Source organism: Streptomyces sp. NBC_00029, assembly GCF_045160505.1.
Lineage (GTDB): Bacteria > Actinomycetota > Actinomycetes > Streptomycetales > Streptomycetaceae > Streptomyces.
Genome location: NZ_CP108292.1, coordinates 1,199,953 through 1,219,850, shown reverse-complemented (window position 1 = coordinate 1,219,850; position 19,898 = coordinate 1,199,953). Strand labels below are relative to the sequence as shown.

General features: G+C 72.9%; 16 protein-coding genes and 2 pseudogenes. 12 read left to right on the top strand and 6 right to left on the bottom strand.

Annotation, left to right across the window (positions count from 1 at the left end; genetic code table 11):
• Positions 1 to 12: 12 nt before the first annotated feature.
• Together surE and OG753_RS06070 are read right to left on the bottom strand one after the other, a co-directional pair.
• Positions 13 to 918, bottom strand: a complete 906-nt coding sequence (gene surE, locus OG753_RS06075) for a 5'/3'-nucleotidase SurE (protein ID WP_327260753.1) — start codon at positions 916 to 918, stop codon at positions 13 to 15.
• A 127-nt stretch (positions 919 to 1,045) separates the two neighbouring features.
• On the bottom strand, positions 1,046 to 2,308 hold the full coding sequence (locus OG753_RS06070) for an MFS transporter (RefSeq protein ID WP_405787459.1): 1,263 nt from the start codon (positions 2,306 to 2,308) through the stop codon (positions 1,046 to 1,048).
• Positions 2,309 to 2,955: 647 nt separating this feature from the next.
• Here OG753_RS06070 and OG753_RS06065 point away from each other — a divergent pair.
• The 3 genes from OG753_RS06065 (at position 2,956) to OG753_RS06055 (ending at position 6,426) form a co-directional block, all read left to right on the top strand.
• Positions 2,956 to 3,690, top strand: a complete 735-nt coding sequence (locus OG753_RS06065) for a phosphatase PAP2 family protein (RefSeq protein ID WP_405787457.1) — start codon at positions 2,956 to 2,958, stop codon at positions 3,688 to 3,690.
• Positions 3,691 to 3,801: 111 nt separating this feature from the next.
• Positions 3,802 to 5,346, top strand: coding sequence for a carboxylesterase/lipase family protein (locus OG753_RS06060; RefSeq protein WP_405787455.1), 1,545 nt, complete (start codon positions 3,802 to 3,804; stop codon positions 5,344 to 5,346).
• Positions 5,347 to 5,418: 72 nt separating this feature from the next.
• A complete protein-coding gene (locus OG753_RS06055) occupies positions 5,419 to 6,426 on the top strand; it encodes a LacI family DNA-binding transcriptional regulator (protein WP_405787454.1) in 1,008 nt (335 codons plus the stop codon).
• A gap of 230 nt (positions 6,427 to 6,656) precedes the next feature.
• Here the strand turns inward: OG753_RS06055 and OG753_RS06050 are convergent, their stop codons facing one another.
• Together OG753_RS06050 and OG753_RS06045 are read right to left on the bottom strand one after the other, a co-directional pair.
• Positions 6,657 to 7,415 (bottom strand): phosphatase PAP2 family protein, encoded by a 759-nt coding sequence (locus tag OG753_RS06050; protein ID WP_327260748.1) that lies wholly within the window; start codon positions 7,413 to 7,415, stop codon positions 6,657 to 6,659.
• 114 nt (positions 7,416 to 7,529) lie between these two features.
• Positions 7,530 to 8,480: an alpha/beta hydrolase gene (locus OG753_RS06045; RefSeq protein ID WP_327260747.1), complete on the bottom strand. Its 951-nt coding sequence runs from the start codon at positions 8,478 to 8,480 to the stop codon at positions 7,530 to 7,532.
• Between the two features lie 229 nt (positions 8,481 to 8,709).
• On the opposite strand from OG753_RS06045, the gene OG753_RS06040 reads away from it, so the two are divergent.
• From OG753_RS06040 to OG753_RS06000, 9 genes and pseudogenes are all read left to right on the top strand, one after another.
• Positions 8,710 to 9,156: an ATP-binding protein gene (locus OG753_RS06040; protein WP_327260746.1), complete on the top strand. Its 447-nt coding sequence runs from the start codon at positions 8,710 to 8,712 to the stop codon at positions 9,154 to 9,156.
• 201 nt (positions 9,157 to 9,357) lie between these two features.
• Positions 9,358 to 10,986 (top strand): annotated as a pseudogene (locus OG753_RS06035) (AMP-binding protein); the annotation flags it as partial.
• A gap of 126 nt (positions 10,987 to 11,112) precedes the next feature.
• Positions 11,113 to 11,490, top strand: a complete 378-nt coding sequence (locus OG753_RS06030; RefSeq protein WP_405792557.1) for an acyl-CoA thioesterase — start codon at positions 11,113 to 11,115, stop codon at positions 11,488 to 11,490.
• Positions 11,472 to 13,772, top strand: coding sequence for an FAD-dependent monooxygenase (locus OG753_RS06025; protein ID WP_405787452.1), 2,301 nt, complete (start codon positions 11,472 to 11,474; stop codon positions 13,770 to 13,772). Before OG753_RS06030 ends, OG753_RS06025 begins: the two co-directional genes overlap by 19 nt.
• 18 nt (positions 13,773 to 13,790) lie before the next feature.
• Positions 13,791 to 14,819 carry a carbon-nitrogen hydrolase family protein gene (locus OG753_RS06020; RefSeq protein WP_327260744.1) on the top strand — a complete coding sequence of 343 codons (1,029 nt, stop codon included), beginning with the start codon at positions 13,791 to 13,793 and terminating at the stop codon, positions 14,817 to 14,819.
• The gene (locus OG753_RS06015; protein WP_327260743.1) at positions 14,816 to 15,928 is read left to right on the top strand and encodes a cupin domain-containing protein; all 1,113 of its coding nucleotides are present in this window, start codon (positions 14,816 to 14,818) and stop codon (positions 15,926 to 15,928) included. The genes OG753_RS06020 and OG753_RS06015 overlap by 4 nt, the downstream gene beginning before the upstream one ends.
• 110 nt (positions 15,929 to 16,038) lie before the next feature.
• Positions 16,039 to 16,944, top strand: coding sequence for a fumarylacetoacetate hydrolase family protein (locus OG753_RS06010; RefSeq protein WP_327260742.1), 906 nt, complete (start codon positions 16,039 to 16,041; stop codon positions 16,942 to 16,944).
• Positions 16,945 to 17,034: 90 nt separating this feature from the next.
• Positions 17,035 to 17,769, top strand: coding sequence for an Asp/Glu racemase (locus OG753_RS06005; protein ID WP_327266651.1), 735 nt, complete (start codon positions 17,035 to 17,037; stop codon positions 17,767 to 17,769).
• A pseudogene (locus OG753_RS06000) lies at positions 17,762 to 18,055 on the top strand (transposase); the annotation flags it as partial. The gene OG753_RS06005 and the pseudogene OG753_RS06000, both read left to right, overlap by 8 nt.
• A 273-nt stretch (positions 18,056 to 18,328) precedes the next feature.
• Here the strand turns inward: OG753_RS06000 and OG753_RS05995 are convergent.
• Both OG753_RS05995 and OG753_RS05990 read right to left on the bottom strand, forming a co-directional pair.
• Complete coding sequence (locus OG753_RS05995; protein ID WP_327260741.1) at positions 18,329 to 18,724, bottom strand: hypothetical protein; 396 nt, start codon at positions 18,722 to 18,724, stop codon at positions 18,329 to 18,331.
• An 84-nt stretch (positions 18,725 to 18,808) separates the two neighbouring features.
• Positions 18,809 to 19,864 carry a zinc-dependent alcohol dehydrogenase family protein gene (locus tag OG753_RS05990; protein ID WP_327260740.1) on the bottom strand — a complete coding sequence of 352 codons (1,056 nt, stop codon included), beginning with the start codon at positions 19,862 to 19,864 and terminating at the stop codon, positions 18,809 to 18,811.
• Between the last annotated feature and the right edge of the window lie 34 nt (positions 19,865 to 19,898).

Genomic DNA, 19,898 nt, shown 5'->3' with positions numbered 1-19,898 from the left:
GGCCGGGACCCGTCAGGGACGCAGTCCGGCGATCAGCGCGGAGGTCAGGGCGTGGTCGACCGGGCCGGTGTTCCAGTTGGGGCTCATGGGGCTCACGGCGATCCGGCCTGCGGTCACGGCTTCGATGTCACTGCCCTTGGCCGCGGGCCGCAGGTCCACCTTGACCGTCAGCTTCCAGGTGCCGTCGCCCGCATCGGTGAAGTCCGGTTCGAGCAGGGTCTGCGGATCCTGGAAGGTCGAGGACACACCCGCGGCCGTACCCTTGCCGTCGGCTCCGACCACCGGGTGGTTGATGTTCAGGCCGACGCCGTGGGGCAGCAGCGGCCCGGAGCGGGCCCGCGCCCGCAGCCGGTCGATCAGCTTGACGGTGAAGTCGACCGTCGGGCCCATCGCGTTGACCGTGGTGACCGGGTCGGGTGCGGCGACGCCCCCGGTGCTCAGCGCGATGGCCGGTACGCCGTGCTCCAGCGCGGCGACGGCGCCGCCGACCGTACCGGAGTGGGTGGCGAGACCGGCGACGTTCGGGCCGAAGTTGGTGCCCGAGACGACCAGGTCGGGGGCGTCCCCGGCGAAGACCTCGGCCAGGCCGAAGGCGACGGAGTCGCCCGGGGTGCCGTCGACGGCCCAGACCTTGGGCTCGGGGTGCTTCACCGTGATCGACGGGGCACTCATCATCTTCGTGCCGGTGCCGCTCTGGTTGGTGAGCGGGGCGACGATCGTGACGTCGTGCCCGGCGGCGGTCAGCCGCTCGAAGGCCTTGCGGATGCCCGGCGCGTTGTAGCCGTCGTCGTTGGTGAGCAGGATCCGCAACGGGCCGGCGGGCGCGGCCTGCGGCGCGGCGACCGCGGGTGCCGTGCCGGCCAGAGCGGGCGTGCACAGCAGCAGGGCGGCCAGCGGCAGAACTCGCTTGCGTCTCACAGGATGCTCCTTGAGAGGGAAGGGGATGAGGGTGAGAAGGGGTGGGTACCGGCGGGCGCACGACCCTCGGCGAACGCCCGCCGGAGCTGCGTACGGGCCGGGCCCCGGGGGACCGGCCCGGGACGGGTCAGCGCACGCTGCGGATCGGGAGGATGGCGAGCGCGCCGATCAGGGAGAGGGCCCCGCCGACGAGGAAGAGCGGGGTGTAGCCGCCCAGCCCCGTGACGACGGCCGAGGCGACGAAGGGGGCGATGATCTGCGGTCCGGCGTTCGCGATGTTCAGCACGCCCATGTCGCGGGCGGCGTCCTCGGCCCGCGGGAGGACCAGGGTGACGAGCGCGGTGTCGACGGCCATGAAGCAGCCGAAGGCGAGTCCGTTGAGCGTGCTGAAGACGAGCATGCCGGTCCAGGTCGGGCTGATGACCGGGACCACCATGACGAGCCCGGCGAGGGCGGCGGACACGCCGACGAACACCTTGCGGCGGTTCCAGCGGTCGGACAGCAGACCGCCGACCACGGTGGAGACGGCCATCGCGATCATCGACACCGGGGTGAGGACGGCCATGGCGGCGGGCGGGGTCAGCCCGCCGGGCAGCGTGATGTGGTCGCCGAGGATGTACAGCTGGTAGCCGACGACGGAGAAGTAGCCGAGGACCATCAGGGCCCGGCCGATGAAGGCCCAGCGGAAGTCGTGGTTGGCCAGGGCCGAGAGGAATGCGGCCAGTTGGGCGCCCCGCGGCTTGGCGGGCGCCGCGACGGCGGGCCCGGTGCGCGCAACGTCCCGGCAGAAGAGGCTGAGCAGCAGGGCGGACCCGGCGACGATCGCGCCGAGTATCAGGTAGCCGGTGCGCAGGTGGTCCGCGGTCTGAGAGGCGATGAGGACGCCGACCGTACCGCCGATGGGCAGACCGAGACCGACCAGAGCGGACGCGGTGCCGCGGCGGGCGGCGGGGATCCGGTCGGGCACGATGGCGGTGACGGCCGCCTGATAGACGTTCATGGTCGCCTGGATCAGGCACCAGCCGATGCCGACCAGCAGCGCGGTGGTCGCACTGCCGAGCACGGCCAGCAGGACGAACGAGGCCAGACCGCCGCCCAGGATCCAGGGGTTGCGGCGTCCGCTGCGGTCGGAGAGGGCGCCGGCGATGGGATTGAAGGCGGTGGCGAAGACCGCGCTGACGCCGCCGATCAGGCCGAGTACGGCGACCTTGTCGTCGGGCGCGATCGCGGCGATCTGGGTCGGCAGCAGGACGGAGCCGACACCCATGTAGAGCGCCATCATCGCCGAGTTGGAGACCAGGAGCAGGGGCAGGAGACCACGCCGGGGGGCGGTCTCCCCGGTCGGGGGAACGGAGGGTTCGACTGGTTCGACGACTTCGGGCGTGGCCATGGGACTACTCCTCGGGGGACGGAGCGGGGAGGTGGCGTGCAGCGGAGAAGGCGGGCGGCCCGAGAGCGGGGCGCCGGACGGCGTCGTCGCCGGAAGGTGCGGAGGCGGACGACGTTCGTAACGTGATGTTGTTACACGTGTCACCAAGTGCGGTGGACACTGTGTAGCACCCATTTCCGGGCTCCGCCAGAGCCTGCGGCGGGTCGTTGTGCAGATCGTGACCGACGGGGGAGCCGGCGAGGCAAGACGTGTAACCACCGGATCGAGGCCATCGGGAGTGGCGGATCTGTCGAGAAACCCTCTTGCTCTTGTGGCGGTCGTGACGCATCGGCAATACTCCGTGCCGCACCGCGACGACCCGGTCGCCGGAGGGTTCTGCACCCCGGCGGCACCGGGCGGTTCCCCGCGTCCGGACCACCCCTGCTGGTGGGTCCGGTCCGCGAGGGGCGGCCGGTGCGGCTCCCGCCGCGGTCGCGCGGCTCCCGGCCGCGCCTCGCCGCACGTCGCCGCATCCCGTTCCGTGTCGCATCCCGTTCCGTCGCCGCATCCCGTTCCGCGTCGCGTCCCGTTCCGTCGCGCTCCACACGCCCGTGCCTGCTCTCCGCGTGCCCCCACCGCCCGGGGAAGACGACCGTGAAAGGCCCGCCATGTTCCCTTCGCCCTCCTCCGTGCCGCCGTCCCGGCCACCCCGGCAGGTCGCCCCGCCCCGCCATCACCTTCCGGCGGCCCCGCCGCGCCACGCGCTCGGAGCAGGGATCGCCCTCCTGCTCCTGGCGTTCCTGGTCGGACTGCTGCTCCGACTCGACCGGCAGCCGTTCTTCCAGGGGCTCGACGACCGCTGGGCAGCGTCCCTGAACGACTCCGCCGCCGCGGAATCCGGTGAGCTGGGCGCATTCAGCACCGTCCTCGACCGGCTCGGCGGCCCGCTCGGCATGGTCCTGCCGCTCCTGGTGATCGGCTGCCTGTGCGTCTACGGGCGCTGGCGCTCGGGGCTGTTCGTCTTCTCGGTCACCGTCGTCGCCAACCTCGTGGTGCTCCTGCCCATGAAGCAGCTGGCCGACCGGCCGCGCCCGCCGCACCCGTGGGTCCTGGTCAGTGACGGTTCGTACCCGTCCGGGCAGGTGTTCAGCGCGGTGGCGCTCGTGGTCGCCGTAGCGGTGGTGGTGTTCCCGCCGCGTGCGCGACGCTGGTGGTGGGCGTTCGGGGCCTCGTACGTACTCGCGATGATGGGGAACCGGACGTGGCTCCACGCCCAGTGGCTCAGCGACACCTTCGCCGGCGCTGTCGTCGGCGTCGGAACCTGCCTGGTGGTGTGGCGGATCTTCGCGTCGTTGCTGGATGTGGAGGCGGAGCGGATGGCCGCGAACAGCCTGTGGCTGTGAGCGCGACCGAAGGGGTCGAATTATCGTGACACATTGACGTTCGGCAAATTCACGCCATACGCTCGATCCGCGGCGCGCACCGAGCGCGCGGCAGCGAGGAAGGAACGGCTCATGCCTCACCCCCCTGGCCAGGACCGTACGGTGGTGGACCTGCCCGCAGGCCGCCTGCGCGGCGCGACCGAGGGCGGCGTCACGGTCTTCCGTGCCGTGCCCTACGCCGCCCCACCGGTCGGTGACCTGCGCTGGAGGCCCGCGCAGCCGCACGCCGGCTGGAGCGGCACGCGGGACGCCACCACCGACGGCCCGAGCGCGCCGCAGATGTACATGGAAGGCGGCGACCCGGTGCTCGGCGGCCACGGGTCGCCCCCCTTCGACGAGGACTGCCTCACCCTCAACCTCTGGACGCCGGCCGTCGACGCCGGACGGCGTCCGGTGCTGATCTGGATCCACGGCGGCGGCTTCGTCTCCGGATCCGGCTCGCTGCCCACCTACTCCGGTGACACCTTCGCCCGCGACGGCGACCTCGTCGTCGTGAGTATCAACTACCGCATAGGGCCGCTCGGTTACCTCTATACGGGAGAGGGCGACGAGGGGGGCGAGGGCGCTGCGGGCGGGAACTTCTGGCTCACCGACCAGCTGGCCGCCCTGCGCTGGGTGAAGGAGAACATCGCCTCCTTCGGCGGCGACCCGGACTGCATCACGGTCGCGGGGCAGTCCGGCGGCGCGGTCTCCACCGCGGCCCTGGCCGGTCACCCGCAGGCCGCCGGCCTGATCGGGCGGGTGATCCTGCAGAGCCCGCCCTTCGGCCTGGACCTCCCGCGCCCGGACGCGTACCTCGAGCGCACCGCCGCCTACCTGGAACTGGCCGGCGCCGAGGACCTGGACCGGCTGCGCACGCTTCCCTGGCCCGAGCTGATCGGGGCGGGCGCGGGGCTGTTCGCGCAGACCGTGCGGTGGGGGTACTGGCCGACGCCCTTCCTGCCCGTGATCGACGGAGTCACCCTCGCCGGTCACCCCGCCGAGGCCCTGCTGGGCGGAGCGGCGGCCGGCATCGACGTCATGATCGGCTGGACGCGCGAGGAGGCCAACTTCGGGTTCGCCCTCGACGAGGGCTACGCCGGCGCCACCCGGGAGGAGGTGACCGACCGCATCGGGGACACCTTCGGGAAGGAAGCCGCCGAGAGCGTGTACGCGGCGTACGAGCGGGCCCGGCCCGGCGCCCGTCCGGCCGACGTCCTCATGGACCTCATCACCGACGAGCTCTTCCGCGTGCCGGCGCTGCGGCTGGCCGAGGCACGCGCCGAGTCGGGCCATCCCGTATGGGCCTACCAGTTCGACCTTCCCACGCCCGCCCACGAGGGCCGGCTCGGGGCCGCGCACTGCCTCGAACTGCCCTTCGTCTTCGACAACTTCGCCCAGTGGTCGCACGCCCCCTTCCTGGCCGGCCTCGCCCCCGCCGTCCGGGACGGCCTCGCGTACGCCATGCACCGGGCCTGGATCGCCTTCGTCCGCACGGGCGACCCCAATCACCCCGACCTGCCGCAGTGGCGGCGGTACGAAACGCCGTCCCGCACCACGATGCGCTTCGACTCGGTGGTGACCGCCCTCGACGACCTTGCGGGACCCTCCAGGCTCCTGCACACCCCCGCCCCTTGATTTAACTCGTGTAACCTGAGAAGGAAGGAGCACCCGAGCAGAACCGCAACACAAGGAGCGTCGAGGGACGTCATGGCCAAAGACACACACGTCCCGGCATCCATCACCAGCGCCGACGTGGCCCGCCTCGCCGGGGTCTCGCGCGCCACGGTCTCCTTCGTCCTCAACGACACCCAGGGCCACCGGGTCAGCGCGAGCACCCGCGCCCGGGTGCTCGACGCGGCCAAGCAGCTCGGCTACGTACCGCACGCCGCCGCCCGGTCCCTGCGCGCCGGCCGCAGCAACCTCGTCCTGATGCCCGCGTCGATCTCCGCGATCGGCCGCCTCGTCAGCGACTGGGTCGACGACCTGCACAGCGAGCTGGACCGCTTCGGCTACACGGCCGTGCTGCACGCGGGCCGCTTCGCCGACCCCCTCGACGCCGCCCGGGCCTGGGCCGAACTGCGCCCCGCGGCCGTCGTCGCCCTGGACGGCGACCGCTTCACGGCCCAGGCGGCCGAGGTACTGGGCCGTGCCGGGGTGCGCGGCCTGCTGGCCTTCGCGGCCCACCCCGTCGAGGGGGTGCACACCATCGGTTTCGACCACACCCACATCGGTGCCACCGCGGCCGAGCACCTCATCGCGCGAGGCCGCACCAGGATCGGCGTCGTCATGCCCCAGGAGCGCGGCCTCGGCACTCTCGCCGAGCCGCGCCTCGCGGGCGCCGAGTCGGTCGCGGCCCGGCACATGGCCACCGTCACCCCGGTGGAGCTGGCCTACACGCGGGAGTCGGCGAGCGCCCTGGCGCGGCGGTGGCGCGGCCTCGGCCTCGACGCCGCCTTCACGTACAACGACGAGTACGCAGCTCTGCTGCTGCACGCGCTCCAGGCCGAGGGGATCTCCGTGCCGGACGAGGTGGCCCTGGTCGGCTGTGACGACCTCGTCCTCTCCACGCTCCAGCAGCCCGCCCTCACCACGGTCCGGCTGGACATGCCGTCGGCCGCGCAGATCGCGGACGCCGTGCACGAGCTGATCGAAACCGGCACGGCGACTCCGGTGCCGGCCGTGACCCCCGTCCTGATCCACCGCCTGACCTCGTGACCCCTTGAACGCCTGACGGCCCGCGGGGCGCCGGCTGCGGCAGGGCACACAGCTCGCGGGGCACACCGGGGGAGCGGCGGCGACCGGCCGGCGCTCCCGTTCCTTCCCCCGCCGCTCCTTTTCCTCCCTCCCGCCCGCCGCTGCGCCGTCCGCGCGCTGCCGGCCGGGGCGTCGTGGTGACGGCCCCGGCCGGCAGCGCGTTGCGCGAGCTCACGCGTGGCGTGCTCGGGTCACGCGGCAGTGGTGCCCGTGCCCGCGCCCGCGGCCGCCCCCCGGCGGTCGTGGGCGCGGGCACGTTCCCGGGCGAGCGCCGGCTGGAAGAGCCACCACGCCACCAGCCCCACCCCCGCGCCCACCGCGGCCCCGGCCACCGTGTCGCTGAGCCAGTGCGCGTGCAGCCAGGTACGGCTCCACATCATGGCCAGCGCGAAGGCCGTGCCCCCGATCCACCACGCCCGCCGCCGGGCCGCCGGGACCAGCAGCACCCCGATGACGACGACCAGCAGCGCACCCGTGGCCGCGTGTCCGGACGGGAAGGAGCCGTGGTCGACCCGGACCAGCGGATCGGCCGGGCGCGGCCGGTCCACCAGGTGCTTGAGGCCCTGGACGACCAGCATGTTGCCGCCCAGGTAGGCGGCGAGCAGGAAGCCGGCCGAGACCCAGCGCCGCCGGAAGAGCAGCAGGGCCAGCAGGGAGAGCGGGAGGAGGGCGCCGACGGGCCCGCCGAACAGGTCCAGCACCGTGGCGGCAGCCTGGTACAGCCCTTCGTGGGGTCCGCCCATCCAGATCAGCCAGCCGTCGTCCAGCCCCTGGAAGGGCGGGTCCGCCACGTCGGAGCGGACGACGACGGCCGTCAGTACGGCTGCCGCCAGGAGCAGGAGGCCCGTGACGAGGAGGCCGCGGCTGCGCGGAGCCCCGGACCCGGAGCGGTGCGGTCGGTCGGGTCTGTGGGGTCTGTCGTGCGGGGTGGTGGTGGGGATGCCGGACATGACTGCCTCTCGTGACCGCGGCGGGGGACGCGGCCTGGTGTGCTCCGAAGGGGATGCGGGGGCGCGGCCGCTGCCGCGCCCCCGTGGTGGATCAGGAACGCGGGACCGGCGCCGTCAGGCCCCCGCGCCGAGGTGCCGGGCCAGGAAGGCCACGCTCTCCTCGACGATCGCGGGGATGTCCGGGGAGCCGAGGAAGATGTGGTCCGCACCCTCCACGGGCTGCAGCGTGACCTCGCCCCCGGCGCTGTTGAGTGCCTCGGCCAGGACCTCGCTCTGGCTGTACGGGACCAGGCCGTCCCGGGTCCCGTGCACCAGCAGGAACGGCGGCGGGTTCGAGCCGGGGGCGTACGTCACCGGGCTCGCGGCCCGGGCCAGGTCCGGCCGCTCGTCCACACCGGCGCCCAGCAGGGCCTCGTAGGGGTCCGGGAATTCCGCACCGGGCATGGCCGGCATGGGGTGCCCGGCGAGGGCGACGAGGTCGGAGACGCCGTACCAGTCGACGACCGCGCGGACCGCGGTGTCGCCGGAGCCGACGCCCTGTGTGCCCTCGAGCGCCGCGCCCTGGGGGCTGCCGGGGCCGACGACGCCGGCGAGGGCGGCCAGGTGCCCGCCCGCGGACTCGCCCCAGACTCCGATCCGGTCCGGGTCGATGCCGAGGGCGTCGGCGAAGGTGCGGACGTAGCGGATGGCCGCCTTCACGTCGTGCAGCTGGGCCGGGAACGGTGCTTCGAGGCTGTGCCGGTAGTCGATGGAGACCAGGGCGATCCCGGCCGACAGCACCGACCCGTGGAGCAGGTCGGCGGGCACGGTCGGCGGCGGGTAGCGGCGGTCGCCGTCCAGCCAGCCGCCGCCGTGGATCCAGACGATCGCGGGGAACGGGCCCTCGCCGGCGGGCACCTGCACGTCGAGCAGCCGGGGCCGGTAGCCGGGCGTGGTCGCGTAGGTGATCCCGTCGAAGCGCCGCACGCCGTCCGTGCCCGTCACCGGCGGTACGGGGGACCGGTAGGGCGGGGGCGGCCAGGTCATGTCGGCGATGTCGATCTCGGCGGGAGGAGTTTGTGTCATTGCGGCCCTTCCAGTTCGGCAGTGCCCCGGTGGGGCGGGGTGCAGGCTTCGCGTCGTTTGTCCGGAATGCTTGCGCGGGTCACCGGGGGAGGCGTAGCTTGTTACACGTGTAATCAAGGACTCTAGCGACGCATTTCCGCTGACCACAAGCCCAGGAACGATCCGGATTCCGGATCAGTTACACGAGCTGCTCAGTGGCGGTGCCGCCATCCCCCTCCGGGAGCACGTCATGCTCACCACTGCCGACCGGTCCGCCGGTCCCGCGGTCCGAAGCTTCGTCCACTGGGTCGCCGAGCCCACCGCCGAGAGTGTTCCGCAGGTCAGGTCCCGTGTGCGCGCCATGCTCGACGACTGGCGGGTCGCCGCCGAGGTGGTCGACGCCCTGCTGCTGACCGTCAGTGAACTCGTCGGCAACGTCGTCCTGCACGTGGGCGCCGGCGCCGGGCGGATGAGGGTCGCCCTGGCGGTGGGCGGCGGCTGGCTCCGGCTGGAGGTCGCCGACGGGGGCGCCGGCCTGCCGCGGCTGCCCGCCCCCCGCCGGGAGGTCGACCCGGACGCGGAGAGCGGGCGCGGGCTGCTGATGGTGCAGCTGCTGGCGGCCGAACTGGGCGGTGAGCTCTCGGTCGTTGTGGGCGGGCTCGGCAAGGCCGTCAGGGTGCGCGTCCCCGTGCCCTGAGCCGCATCGGCGGGCGTTGCGGGGCGCTGCAGGGGTCGCGGCCGGGGCTCTGCGAGGGCGCCGCAGGGTGTCGCGGGGGTGCTCGGGGGTGGTGTGAGGAGCCTCTCGGGCATCGGAATATCGCGAGATGTTGACGGACGCCAAATATTCGACATACCTTGCAGTCATCTCCCCGCTGCTCCCTGATTGAGGTGCCGCCCCATGGAGCTCTCCCCTTCCGCGTACGCCGATCCGTTCTGCCGTGATCGGCTTCCGCCCTTCCCCCTCTGGCCCGAACTCCACTTCGATCTACCGGAGTTGGAGTACCCGGACCGACTCAACTGCGCTCGGAGCCTGCTCGACGACGCCGTCGAGCGGCACGGCCCCGACCGCCCCTGTCTGCTCACCCCGACCGAGCGCTGGACATACGGCGAACTGCAGCACCGCGCCAACCAGGTCGCCCAGGTCCTCACCGAGGACTTCGGCCTCCGGCCCGGCAACCGCGTCCTGCTGCGCGGACCCAACAACCCCTGGCTCGTAGCCGCGTGGTTCGGCGTTCTGAAGGCCGGCGGCGTCGCCGTCACCACCATGCCGCTGTTGCGCGCCGGCGAACTCGCCGAGCTCACCGACATCAGCCGGCCCGCGCTCGCCCTGTGCGACCACCGCTACGCCGAGGAACTCGACGCGAGCGGCCGCCCCGGCCTGCCGGTGCTGCCGGTCGTCACCTACGGGGGCGCCGGACCGGAGGACCTGGCCGCGCGCTGCGCGGCCAAGGACGGCCGCTTCAGCACCGTGGTCACGGCCGCGGACGACGTGGCACTGATCGCCTTCACCTCGGGCACGACCGGACGGCCGAAGGCGACCCTGCACTTCCACCGAGATGTCCTCGCCAACGCGGACACGTTCTCGAGGCACGTCCTCAAGCCCCGCCCCGACGACGTCTTCACCGGTACGCCGCCCCTCGCCTTCACCTTCGGGCTCGGCGGACTCGTGGTCTTCCCCCTCCACGTCGGGGCCGCCACCCTGCTGATCGAGCAGGCGGCCCCGCTGCAGCTGGCCGATCTCGTCGCGGAGCACGGAGTGACCGTGCTGTTCACCGCGCCCACGGCCTACCGCGCGATCATGGAGGCGGGGGCGGTGGACCGGCTGGCCGGGCTGCGGCGCTGCGTGTCCGCGGGCGAACCGCTCCCGGCCGCGGTGTGGCACGAGTTCCACGCCGCCACCGGCCTGCGCATCATCGACGGCATCGGTGCCACGGAGATGCTGCACGTCTTCATCTCCGCGGCCGACGAGGACATCCGGCCCGGCTCCACCGGCCGCCCCGTTCCCGGCTACCGCGCCGCAGTGGTCGACGAACAGGGGGACCCCGTCCCCGACGGGCAGCCGGGCCTGCTGGCGGTCACCGGTCCCACCGGATGCCGGTACCTGGAGGACCCGCGCCAGGTCTCGTACGTCAGGAACGGCTGGAACGTCACCGGCGACACCTACATACGCGACGCGGACGGCTACTTCTGGTACGTCGCCCGCAGCGACGACATGATCGTCTCCTCGGGCTACAACATCGCGGGCCCCGAGGTCGAGAAGGCCCTCGCCACGCACCCCCACGTCGAGGAGTGCGCCGTCGTCGGGGCCCCGGACCCGCGGCGCGGCATGCTCGTCAAGGCGTACGTCGTCCTGGGCGCCGGGGTCCCGGCGGACGGCACGACGGTCAGTGAGCTCCAGGCCCACGTCAAGCAGACCATCGCCCCGTACAAGTACCCGCGCGCCGTCGAGTTCGTCGCCGCGCTCCCGCGCACCGGCACCGGAAAGCTGCGGCGCGGTGAACTGCGCGAACGTGCCCGGGCCGCGGCGGCCACCGGAACCGGATCCGCCGCCCTGCCGGCCGGCCCGGTCGCCGAGCCGGCCAGTGTCGTCGTCGAACGCCGCGTCGAATGGACCGACACCGACGCCGCCGGCCACTACCACCATTCCACCGTCGTGCGCTGGGTCGAGGCGGCCGAGGCCGTCCTGCTCCACCGCCTGGGCCTGTCCCATCTGTTCGGCAGCACGCCCAGGGTGCACTTCGAGGCCGACTACCGGGCCCGCCTCTGGTTCGGGGACGCCGTGCGCACCGAACTGAAGGTCACCAAGGTCGGGACGGCCTCCCTGCACTACGCCTTCACCGTACGAGGCGCCCAGGGCGGCGAGGCGGCCACCGGCCGCATGATCATCGCCCACTCGGCCGCCCACGCGACCGGGTCGACCCCCTGGCCCGAGGACGTACGCGAACTGCTCGGCGCGGCGGGGCCGCAGCAACCGGAACTACTCACCACCGCGCAAGCATCAGGAGGCACGCCGTGCGCGTCGCAGTCATAGGAGGAGGGCCCGGCGGACTGTACTTCGCGGCCCTCACCAAGCAGCTCTCCCCGCACTGGGAGGTCACCGTCTGGGAACGCAACGCCCCCGACGACACCTTCGGCTTCGGGGTCGTCTTCTCCGACGAGACGCTCGACGGAATCGCCCAGGCCGACCGCGAGATCCACGAGGCGATGTCGGCCGAGTTCGCCCGCTGGGCCGACATCGACGTCCGATACCGGGGCAGCACCCTCACCTCGGGCGGCCACGGTTTCGCCGCCCTCGGCCGGCAGCACCTCCTGCGGATCCTCCAGCGGCGCTGCGCCGACCTCGAGGTCGACGTCCGCTACCGCACGCAGGCCCCGCCCGCGGCCGAACTGGCTGCCACGTACGACCTGGTGGTGGCGTGCGACGGCGTACGGTCGGCCACCCGCGCCGCATACGCCGACACCTTCGCGGCCGACCTCGACGAGCGCTCCGGCCGCTACATGTGGCTCGGCACGGACAAGGTCTTCGAGGCCTTCACCTTCATCGTCGAGGAGCGGGACTTCGGCACGCTCCAGGTGCACGCGTACCCCTACGACGCCACCCGCTCCACCTTCATCGTGGAGATGGCCGAGGACGCCTGGCGGCGCGCCGGATTCGAGGAGTTCGCCGACCGCGACCATCCTCCCGGAACCAGCGACGAGGAGAGCATCCGGCGCTGCGAGGAGCTCCTCGCCGACCACCTCGACGGCCACCGCCTCATCCCCAACAACTCCAAGTGGCTGCGCTTCACAACGGTCCGCAACCGCACCTGGCGGCACGAGAACGTCGTCCTGCTCGGCGACGCCGCCCACACCGCGCACTTCTCCATCGGCTCCGGCACCAAACTCGCCATGGAGGACGCCCTCGTACTCGCGGCCAGCCTGCACGAGCACCCCGACGTGCCGACCGCGCTCGCCGCCTACGAGGAGGAGCGCAGGCCCGTGGTGGAGTCCACCCAGCGCGCCGCGCAGGCCAGCCTGGAATGGTTCGAGCACATCGACCGGTACGCCGGCCAGGACCCGCACCAGTTCGCCTTCAACCTCCTCACCCGCAGCCGTCGCGTCACCTACGACAACCTGCGCGTGCGCGACGAGGGCTTCACCAGCGCGGTCAACCGCGCGTCGGACGTGCCGCCCATGTTCCGCCCCTACCCGCTCGGCGGACTGCTGCTGCGCAATCGGGTCGTCGTACCGCCCACCGCCCTGCACACCGCGCGCGACGGGGTTCCGGGCGACTTCGACCTCGTCCACCTCAGCACGCAGGCCATCGGCGGCGCCGGACTGGTCCTCGCCGGAATGACGGCCGTCAGTGCCGGCGGCCGGGCCACCCCCGGCTGCCCCGGCCTGTGGAACGACGAACAGGAGGCGGCCTGGCGGCGCCTCACCGACTTCGTCCACGGCCAGTCCGACACCTGCCTCGGCATCCAGCTCACGCACGCCGGCCGCCGCGCGGCCGGCCGCGGCGGACAGCCGATCGCCGCCTCCGCACTGCGCTGGGACGAGCGGAGCCCGGTGCCGCGCGAGGCCGACCGGGCCGACATGGACGCACTCGTACGGGACTTCGTGGGCGCGGCCCGGCGCGCCGACCGGGCGGGCTTCGACGCACTGGAACTCCAGTACGGGCACGGGCACCTGCTCTCGGGCTTCCTGTCCCCGCTCACCAACCGGCGCACCGACGAGTACGGCACAGACCTGGACGGAAGGCTCCGGCTGCCGCTCGAAGTGCTGCGCGCCGTACGAGAGGTGTGGCCGGCCGGCAAGGCGCTGCTCGTGCGGATCTCCGCCGCCGACTGGGCGGACGGCGGCACCACCGAGGACGACGCCGTCGGGATCGCGCGCGCACTCGCCGAGGCGGGCGCCGACGCCATCGACGTCTCCACCGGCGAGGTCGTCGCCCACGAGAAGCCCCGCTACGGCCGCAGCTACCAGACCCCGTACGCGGACCTGATCCGCAACGCCACCGGGATCCCCACCATCGCCGTCGGCGCGATCTCCACGTACGACGACGTGAACTCGATCATCCTGGCCGGCCGGGCGGACCTGTGCGGTGTCGGCCGCGCCCAGCTCCACGACCCCCTGTGGACCCTGCACGCGGCGGCCGCCCAGGGCTACCAGGGCCCGGCCGCGCCCTGGGCGCGCGCCTGGCGCGCGGGCAGCGGGCGGCCCCCGTCGGCGCGGACCGACCGGATCCCGCCGCGCCTGGAACTGCTGCGGCAGCCCGCCGAATCCGTCCACCGCCGCTGGCTGCCCCGCGCAGCGGTTCCCGCCCACCGATAGCCGGAGGTGCCCACGCACATGGACAGGGACCACCTGCCCCGCTTCACGGCGGCGGCCGTCCAGGCCGCGCCCGTCTACCTCGATCCTGCCGCCACCGTGGACAAGGCCGTCGCCCTGATCGCCGAGGCGGCGGCGGGCGGGGCCGAACTGGTCGTCTTCCCCGAGGTGTTCGTCCCCGGGTACCCGTACTGGAACTGGACGATGAACCCGGTCCAGGGTTCGCCCTGGTTCGAGCGGCTCCAGCGCGCCTCCGTCGACATTCCCGGCCCGCACGTCGACCGCCTGCGGGCGGCCGCCCGCAGGCACGGCGTCGTCCTCGTCATCGGGGTCAACGAGCGCGTCCCGCACAGCCTCGGCGTCCTCCACAACACCCTGCTGACCATCGGACCCGACGGCGCACTCCTCGGGGTGCACCGCAAGCTGGTGCCGACCTGGGCCGAGAAGCTCACCTGGACCGGCGGTGACGGCAGCTCGCTCGTCGTCCACGACACCCCCGTCGGCCCCCTCGGCGTGCTGGCCTGCGGCGAGAACACCAACACCCTGGCCCGCTTCGCCCTCCTCGCCCAGGGCGAACTCGTCCACGCCTCCTGCTACATCGCCCTGCCCGTCGCCCCCGCCGACTACGACATGGCCGACGCGATCGCGGTCCGTACCGCGGCCCACAGCTTCGAGGGCAAGGTCTTCTCCGTGGTCGCCTGCTCCACCGTCTCCCCGGAGATCGTGGACCTGCTCGCCGGGGACGACGAGGAGCTCCGCAAGCAGTTCACGCGGCCGCGCAGCGCCCTGTCCGGGATCTTCGGCCCCGACGGCCGGCCCGTCACCGAACCCCTCGTCGACGACGAGGGCATCGTCTACGGCGAGATCGACCTCGCCAGGTGCATCCAGCCCAAGCAGATGCACGACATCGTCGGCCACTACAACCGCTTCGACGTCTTCCGCCTCGAAGTGGACAACCGCCCCAGGCCGCCGGTGACCTTCACCGCGCCCGTCGTTCCCGGCGCGCCCATCGCTCCCGCCGCTCCCGCCGCTCCCGAGGAGGACGAATGACCATCGAGCAGGACGACACCATGCTCGGCCGTGCCCGCGTGTCCGAGACCCCGGAACTCAGCCGCTACTACGAGGAGCTCGGCACGCTCGACGCGGGCGCACTGTGGACCGTCGCCAACGACATCGAGCCCTGGTACCCGCAGCCGAAGTCGGTCCCGGTGCTCTGGCGGTACGAGGACCTGCGCCCCCTGGTCCACAAGGCCCTCGGCCTCGTCAAGGGCGACGACGCCGGACGCCGGGTCGTCATGCTCGTCAACCCGGGCCGCAAGGAGGTCAGCGCCGCCGTCGGCCTCCTCTACACCGGGCTGCAGATCATGGGCCCCGGCGAGGCGATGACCGCCCACCGCCACCAGGCCGCGGCCCTGCGCTTCGTCCACGAGGGCACGGGCGCCTGGACGATCGTCGACGGGCAGAAGCTGCGCGTCGGCCCCGGCGACTTCGCGATCACGCCGAACGGGACCTGGCACGAGCACGGCAACGAGGCGGACGACGCCCCCGTCATCTGGCAGGACGGACTCGACATCCCGCTGGTCAACGCCCTCGACGCGGGCTTCTACGAGGTCCACCCCGAGCTCTACCAGACCCCGGGAAAGGTCATCAACTCCTCCGTGCTGACCTACGGCGCGAACCTCCTCCCCTACGGCGTCGAGAAGTGGACCCGGCCCTACTCGCCGCTGCTCGCCTACCCCTGGGAGCCCACCTACGAGGCCCTGCGCAGCCTCGCGAAGGCGACCGAGGGGTCCCCGTACGACGGCGTGATCGCGGAGTACACCAACCCGGTCACCGGGGGTTCCGTCATGCCGACCATGGGCGCCCACATGCAGCTGCTGCGCCCCGGCCAGGCCACCCTCGCCCACCGCCACACCGGCTCGGTGATCTACACGGCGGCCAAGGGCCGCGGTGTCTCGGTGATCGCCGGACAGCGCTTCGAGTGGAAGCAGGGCGACATCTTCTGCGTCCCGTCCTGGGCCTGGCACGAGCACCACAACCTCGACGAGGCCGAGGACGCCTGCCTCTTCTCCTTCAACGACTTCCCCGTCATGCGCTCCCTCGGATTCCACCGGGAAGAGGCCTACGCCGACAACGGCGGCCACCAGCCCACCCTCTGAACCGCTCCGCCGTACCGGACGCCGCCGGCCCTGACACCGGCCCCGGTACGGCGGAGCCCCGCCGCCGATCCACCCCTCGCCACCCTCCCACTCCACTGCAAGGAGCCCCCATGAGGCTGCTCAGCTACACCCTCGACGATGCTTCCGTGCGTCTCGGCGCGCAGGTCGACGACCTCGTCGTGGACCTCACCACCCTGGCCCGGCGCGCCGGTGCGGAACTGCCCCTGGACCTGCTGTCCTTCATCCGGGCCGGCGCGGCCGCCCAGGAGACTGCGCGCGGCCTGCTGGCCGCCGGACCCGAAGCCCGGCCGGCCGAGGCCGTCCACCGGCTCGACGCCGTGACCCTGCGCGCACCCCTGCGCCCGGGCAAGATCATCGGAGTCGGCCTCAACTACATCGAGCACGTCGAGGAGTCCAGCCGCAGCCTCGACACCGACAAGGACCTGCCGCCGCGCCCCGTCCTCTTCGGCAAGCCCGCCACCGCCGTCACCGGACCCGGCCAGCCGATCCTGCACAACGCCGACCTCACCACCCAGCTCGACTGGGAGTGCGAACTCGCCGTCGTCATCGGCCGCACCGCCTTCCGGGTGAGCGAGGAGGACGCGTACGACCACATCTTCGGCTTCAGCATCGTCAACGACATCAGCGCCCGCGACCAGCGCCGCTCCGGCCAGTGGTTCTTCTCCAAGGGCCAGGACTCCTACGCCCCCTTCGGCCCGGTCGTCGTCACCCGCGACGAGATCCCGGACCCGATGGCCCTCGACCTCTCCCTGCGCGTCAACGGCGTCACCAAGCAGAAGTCGAACACCCGGCACATGCTCTTCCCCATCGCCCGCCTCATCGCCGACATCTCCTCCGGCATGACCCTGGAGCCCGGCGACGTCATCGCGACGGGCTCGCCGTCCGGCGTCGGCGCCGGCATGGTCCCGCCCGAGTTCCTGCGCCCCGGTGACACCGTCGAGGCCACGGTCGAAGGCATCGGCACCCTGACCAATCCCGTCGTCGACGCCCGCTGACCCCCCCCACATACACACAGGCAAAGAGGAGTACCCGTGCCACCCCGCACCTACCGCATCGGCCAGATCGTGCCGAGCTCCAACGTCACCATGGAGACGGAGGTCCCGGCCATCCTCCGGGCCCGCGAGGCCGTCGCCCCCGACGAGCGCTTCACCTTCCACTCCAGCCGGATGCGCATGACCCACGTGACCCCGGAGCAACTGAGGGCCATGGACGCAGACTCCGACCGCTGCGCCGTCGAACTCTCCGACGCCCGGGTCGACGTACTGGGCTACGCCTGTCTGGTCGCCATCATGAGCATGGGCCTCGGCTACCACCGCACCTCGGAGCAGCGACTGCACACCCGGACGGTCGAGAACGGAGCGCCCGCCCCCGTCGTCACCAGCGCCGGGGCCCTCGTCCACGGGCTGCACACCATCGGCGCCCGGAAGATCGTGCTGCTGGCCCCGTACATGCGCCCGCTCACCCGGACCGTCGTGGACTACCTCACGCACGAGGGCATCGAGGTCCTCGACCACCAGGCCCTGGAGATCCCCGACAACCTCGACGTCGCCGCCCACGACCCGGCCCGGCTGCCCGGCCTCGCACAGGCGCTGGAACACGCGGACGCGGACGCGGTCGTGCTCTCGGCCTGCGTGCAGATGCCCTCCCTGGGCGCCATCGAGGAGGCCGAGCAGCTCCTGGGCAAGCCGGTGGTGTCCGCGGCCGTCTGCACCGCCCACCAGATGCTCCGGGCCCTGGACCTGGACGCGGTGGCCCCGGGAGCGGGCCACCTGCTGTCGGGCAAGTACGCGCGGACACCACTGCCGGGGCCGCCTGCCTAAGACTTGTGCGGCAGGTCGAGGTGGGTTGACGGACGCGGCGTGGGAGCGGATGGAGCCCTTGTTGCCGCAGGTGGACGGGCGTGGTCGGCCGTGGCGTGATCACCGTCAGGTGGTCGATCGTGTGCTGTGGCGTTTGCGGACCGGGGCTCCGTGGCGTGATCTGCCCGAGCGGTACGGGCCGTGGCAGACCGTCTACGAGCGGTTCGCCCGCTGGGAGGCGGATGGCACGTGGGCAGGGCTGTTGGAGCATGTGCAGGTCCGTGACGACGCGGTGGGCCGGGTGGAGTGCTGTTGGTCCGCTCGCCGGCGTCTCCTCGCACTGGTCGATCATCGGAGGCGGCGTGTAGCCGCCGCCCGTGCGCGAGCATGCGCGCAGAGGCCCGGGGAGCGGATCTTCGCCGCGGTCCTCGGCGTGTTCGGGGTTCTGTGTGTCAACGGACGCCCGCGTCGAATCGTCGGCTGGATCCGGGACGACACCGCCGCGTCCAGGAACTGCTGGCCTGGCAGCACCCCCGCGGAGGCCGGTACGTGTCTGCTAGGTCTGCCTCTGCCTCTGCGTCTACGGCAGCGGCGGCAGCGTGTACTTCGGGATCGAGGGGTCCTTCGGGTCGAAGGGCGACGGCTTCCAGTCCAGTGTCGGGACGTGGGTCGGCGCCGGAGGCGGGTTGGGGCCCCGGTACGGGTTCTGCGGGATCTTCGACGACCCGGCCGTACTGCGCTTCGGCGCCGGCTTCGACCCATGGCTGGGCGAGGGCTTCGACCCCGCCGCCGTGGGCGACACCGCGTCGGAGGGCTCCGGGGCGGCCGGCTGCGAGACCGAGGGGGACGGCGAAGCCGTCGCCGCATCGGGACTCGCGGTCGGCGTCCCCGCCTTCTCCGCCGCCGGTGGGGTGGGCCCGCCCGCGGCGCCGGAGCAGCCGCCGAGCACCAGCCCGCCCATCAGCGCCGCGGTCACGGCCCCCGCCACTCTTCCGCCGGAGCTCACGCCCACCACCCGCCGTTCCCGTTCCGTCCTCCGCTCGAACCGGGCGATCGTAACTCAGCGCCCGGCACCCGATCCCGGCAGGATGACGGTGACCCCGCGCACCGCCGCCGAGCCCATCGCGGCCAGCGCCGCCGGAGCCGCGTCGAGTGTGATCGTTGAGGTGACCAGCAGGTCCGGCCGCAGCACACCGCCCCGGACGAGTTCCATCATCGGCGGGTACGCGTGCGCCGCCATGCCGTGGCTCCCGAGGATCTCCAGCTCCCAGCCGATCACCCGGTCCATCGGCAGGACCGCCGCCCCGGCTGCCGTCGGCAGCAGCCCCACCTGCACGTGCCGCCCCCGCCGCCGCAGCCCGGCCACCGAGGCCGCGGCCGTGGCCGGTGACCCCAGCGCGTCGAGCGAGAGGTGCGCGCCCCCGCCGGTCAACTCCCGTACGGCCCCTGCGGTGTCGGCGCCGTCCCCGGCATCCACGCAGTGCACGGCGCCGAACTTCCGCGCCAGCTCCAGCGCCCCCGGCGCCGTGTCCACGGCGATCACCCGGGCCCCGGCCGCCGCCGCGATCATCACGGCGGAGAGGCCCACCCCGCCGCAGCCGTACACGCACACCCACTCGCCCGCCGCCGCGCGACCCTGTGCCACCACCGCCCGGAACGCCGTCGCGAAGCGGCACCCGAGACCGGCCGCCGTCACGTACGAGAGCTCCTCCGGCACGGCCACCAGATTCACATCGGCGTGGTCCAGGGCCACGTACTCGGCGAAGGACCCCCAGTGGGTGAACCCGGGCTGTGTCTGCCGTGCGCACACCTGGTGGTCACCGGCCGCACAGTCCGCGCAACTGCCGCAGGCGCAGACGAACGGCGCCGTGACCCGGTCACCGACCCGCCAGTTCCGCACCCCAGCCCCCACGGCCTCGACCACACCCGCGAGTTCGTGCCCGGGGACGTGCGGCAGCACGATGTCCGGGTCGTGGCCCATCCAGCCGTGCCAGTCGCTGCGGCAGAGCCCGGTGGCCTCCACCCGCACCACCACCCCGCCCGCCGGCGGAGCCGGCTCCGGCACGTCCCTGACCTCGGCCCGCTCGCCGTACCGCTCGAAGACCACCGCTCGCACGGATCCCGCCCTCCACTCGACTGAGCGGCACGCT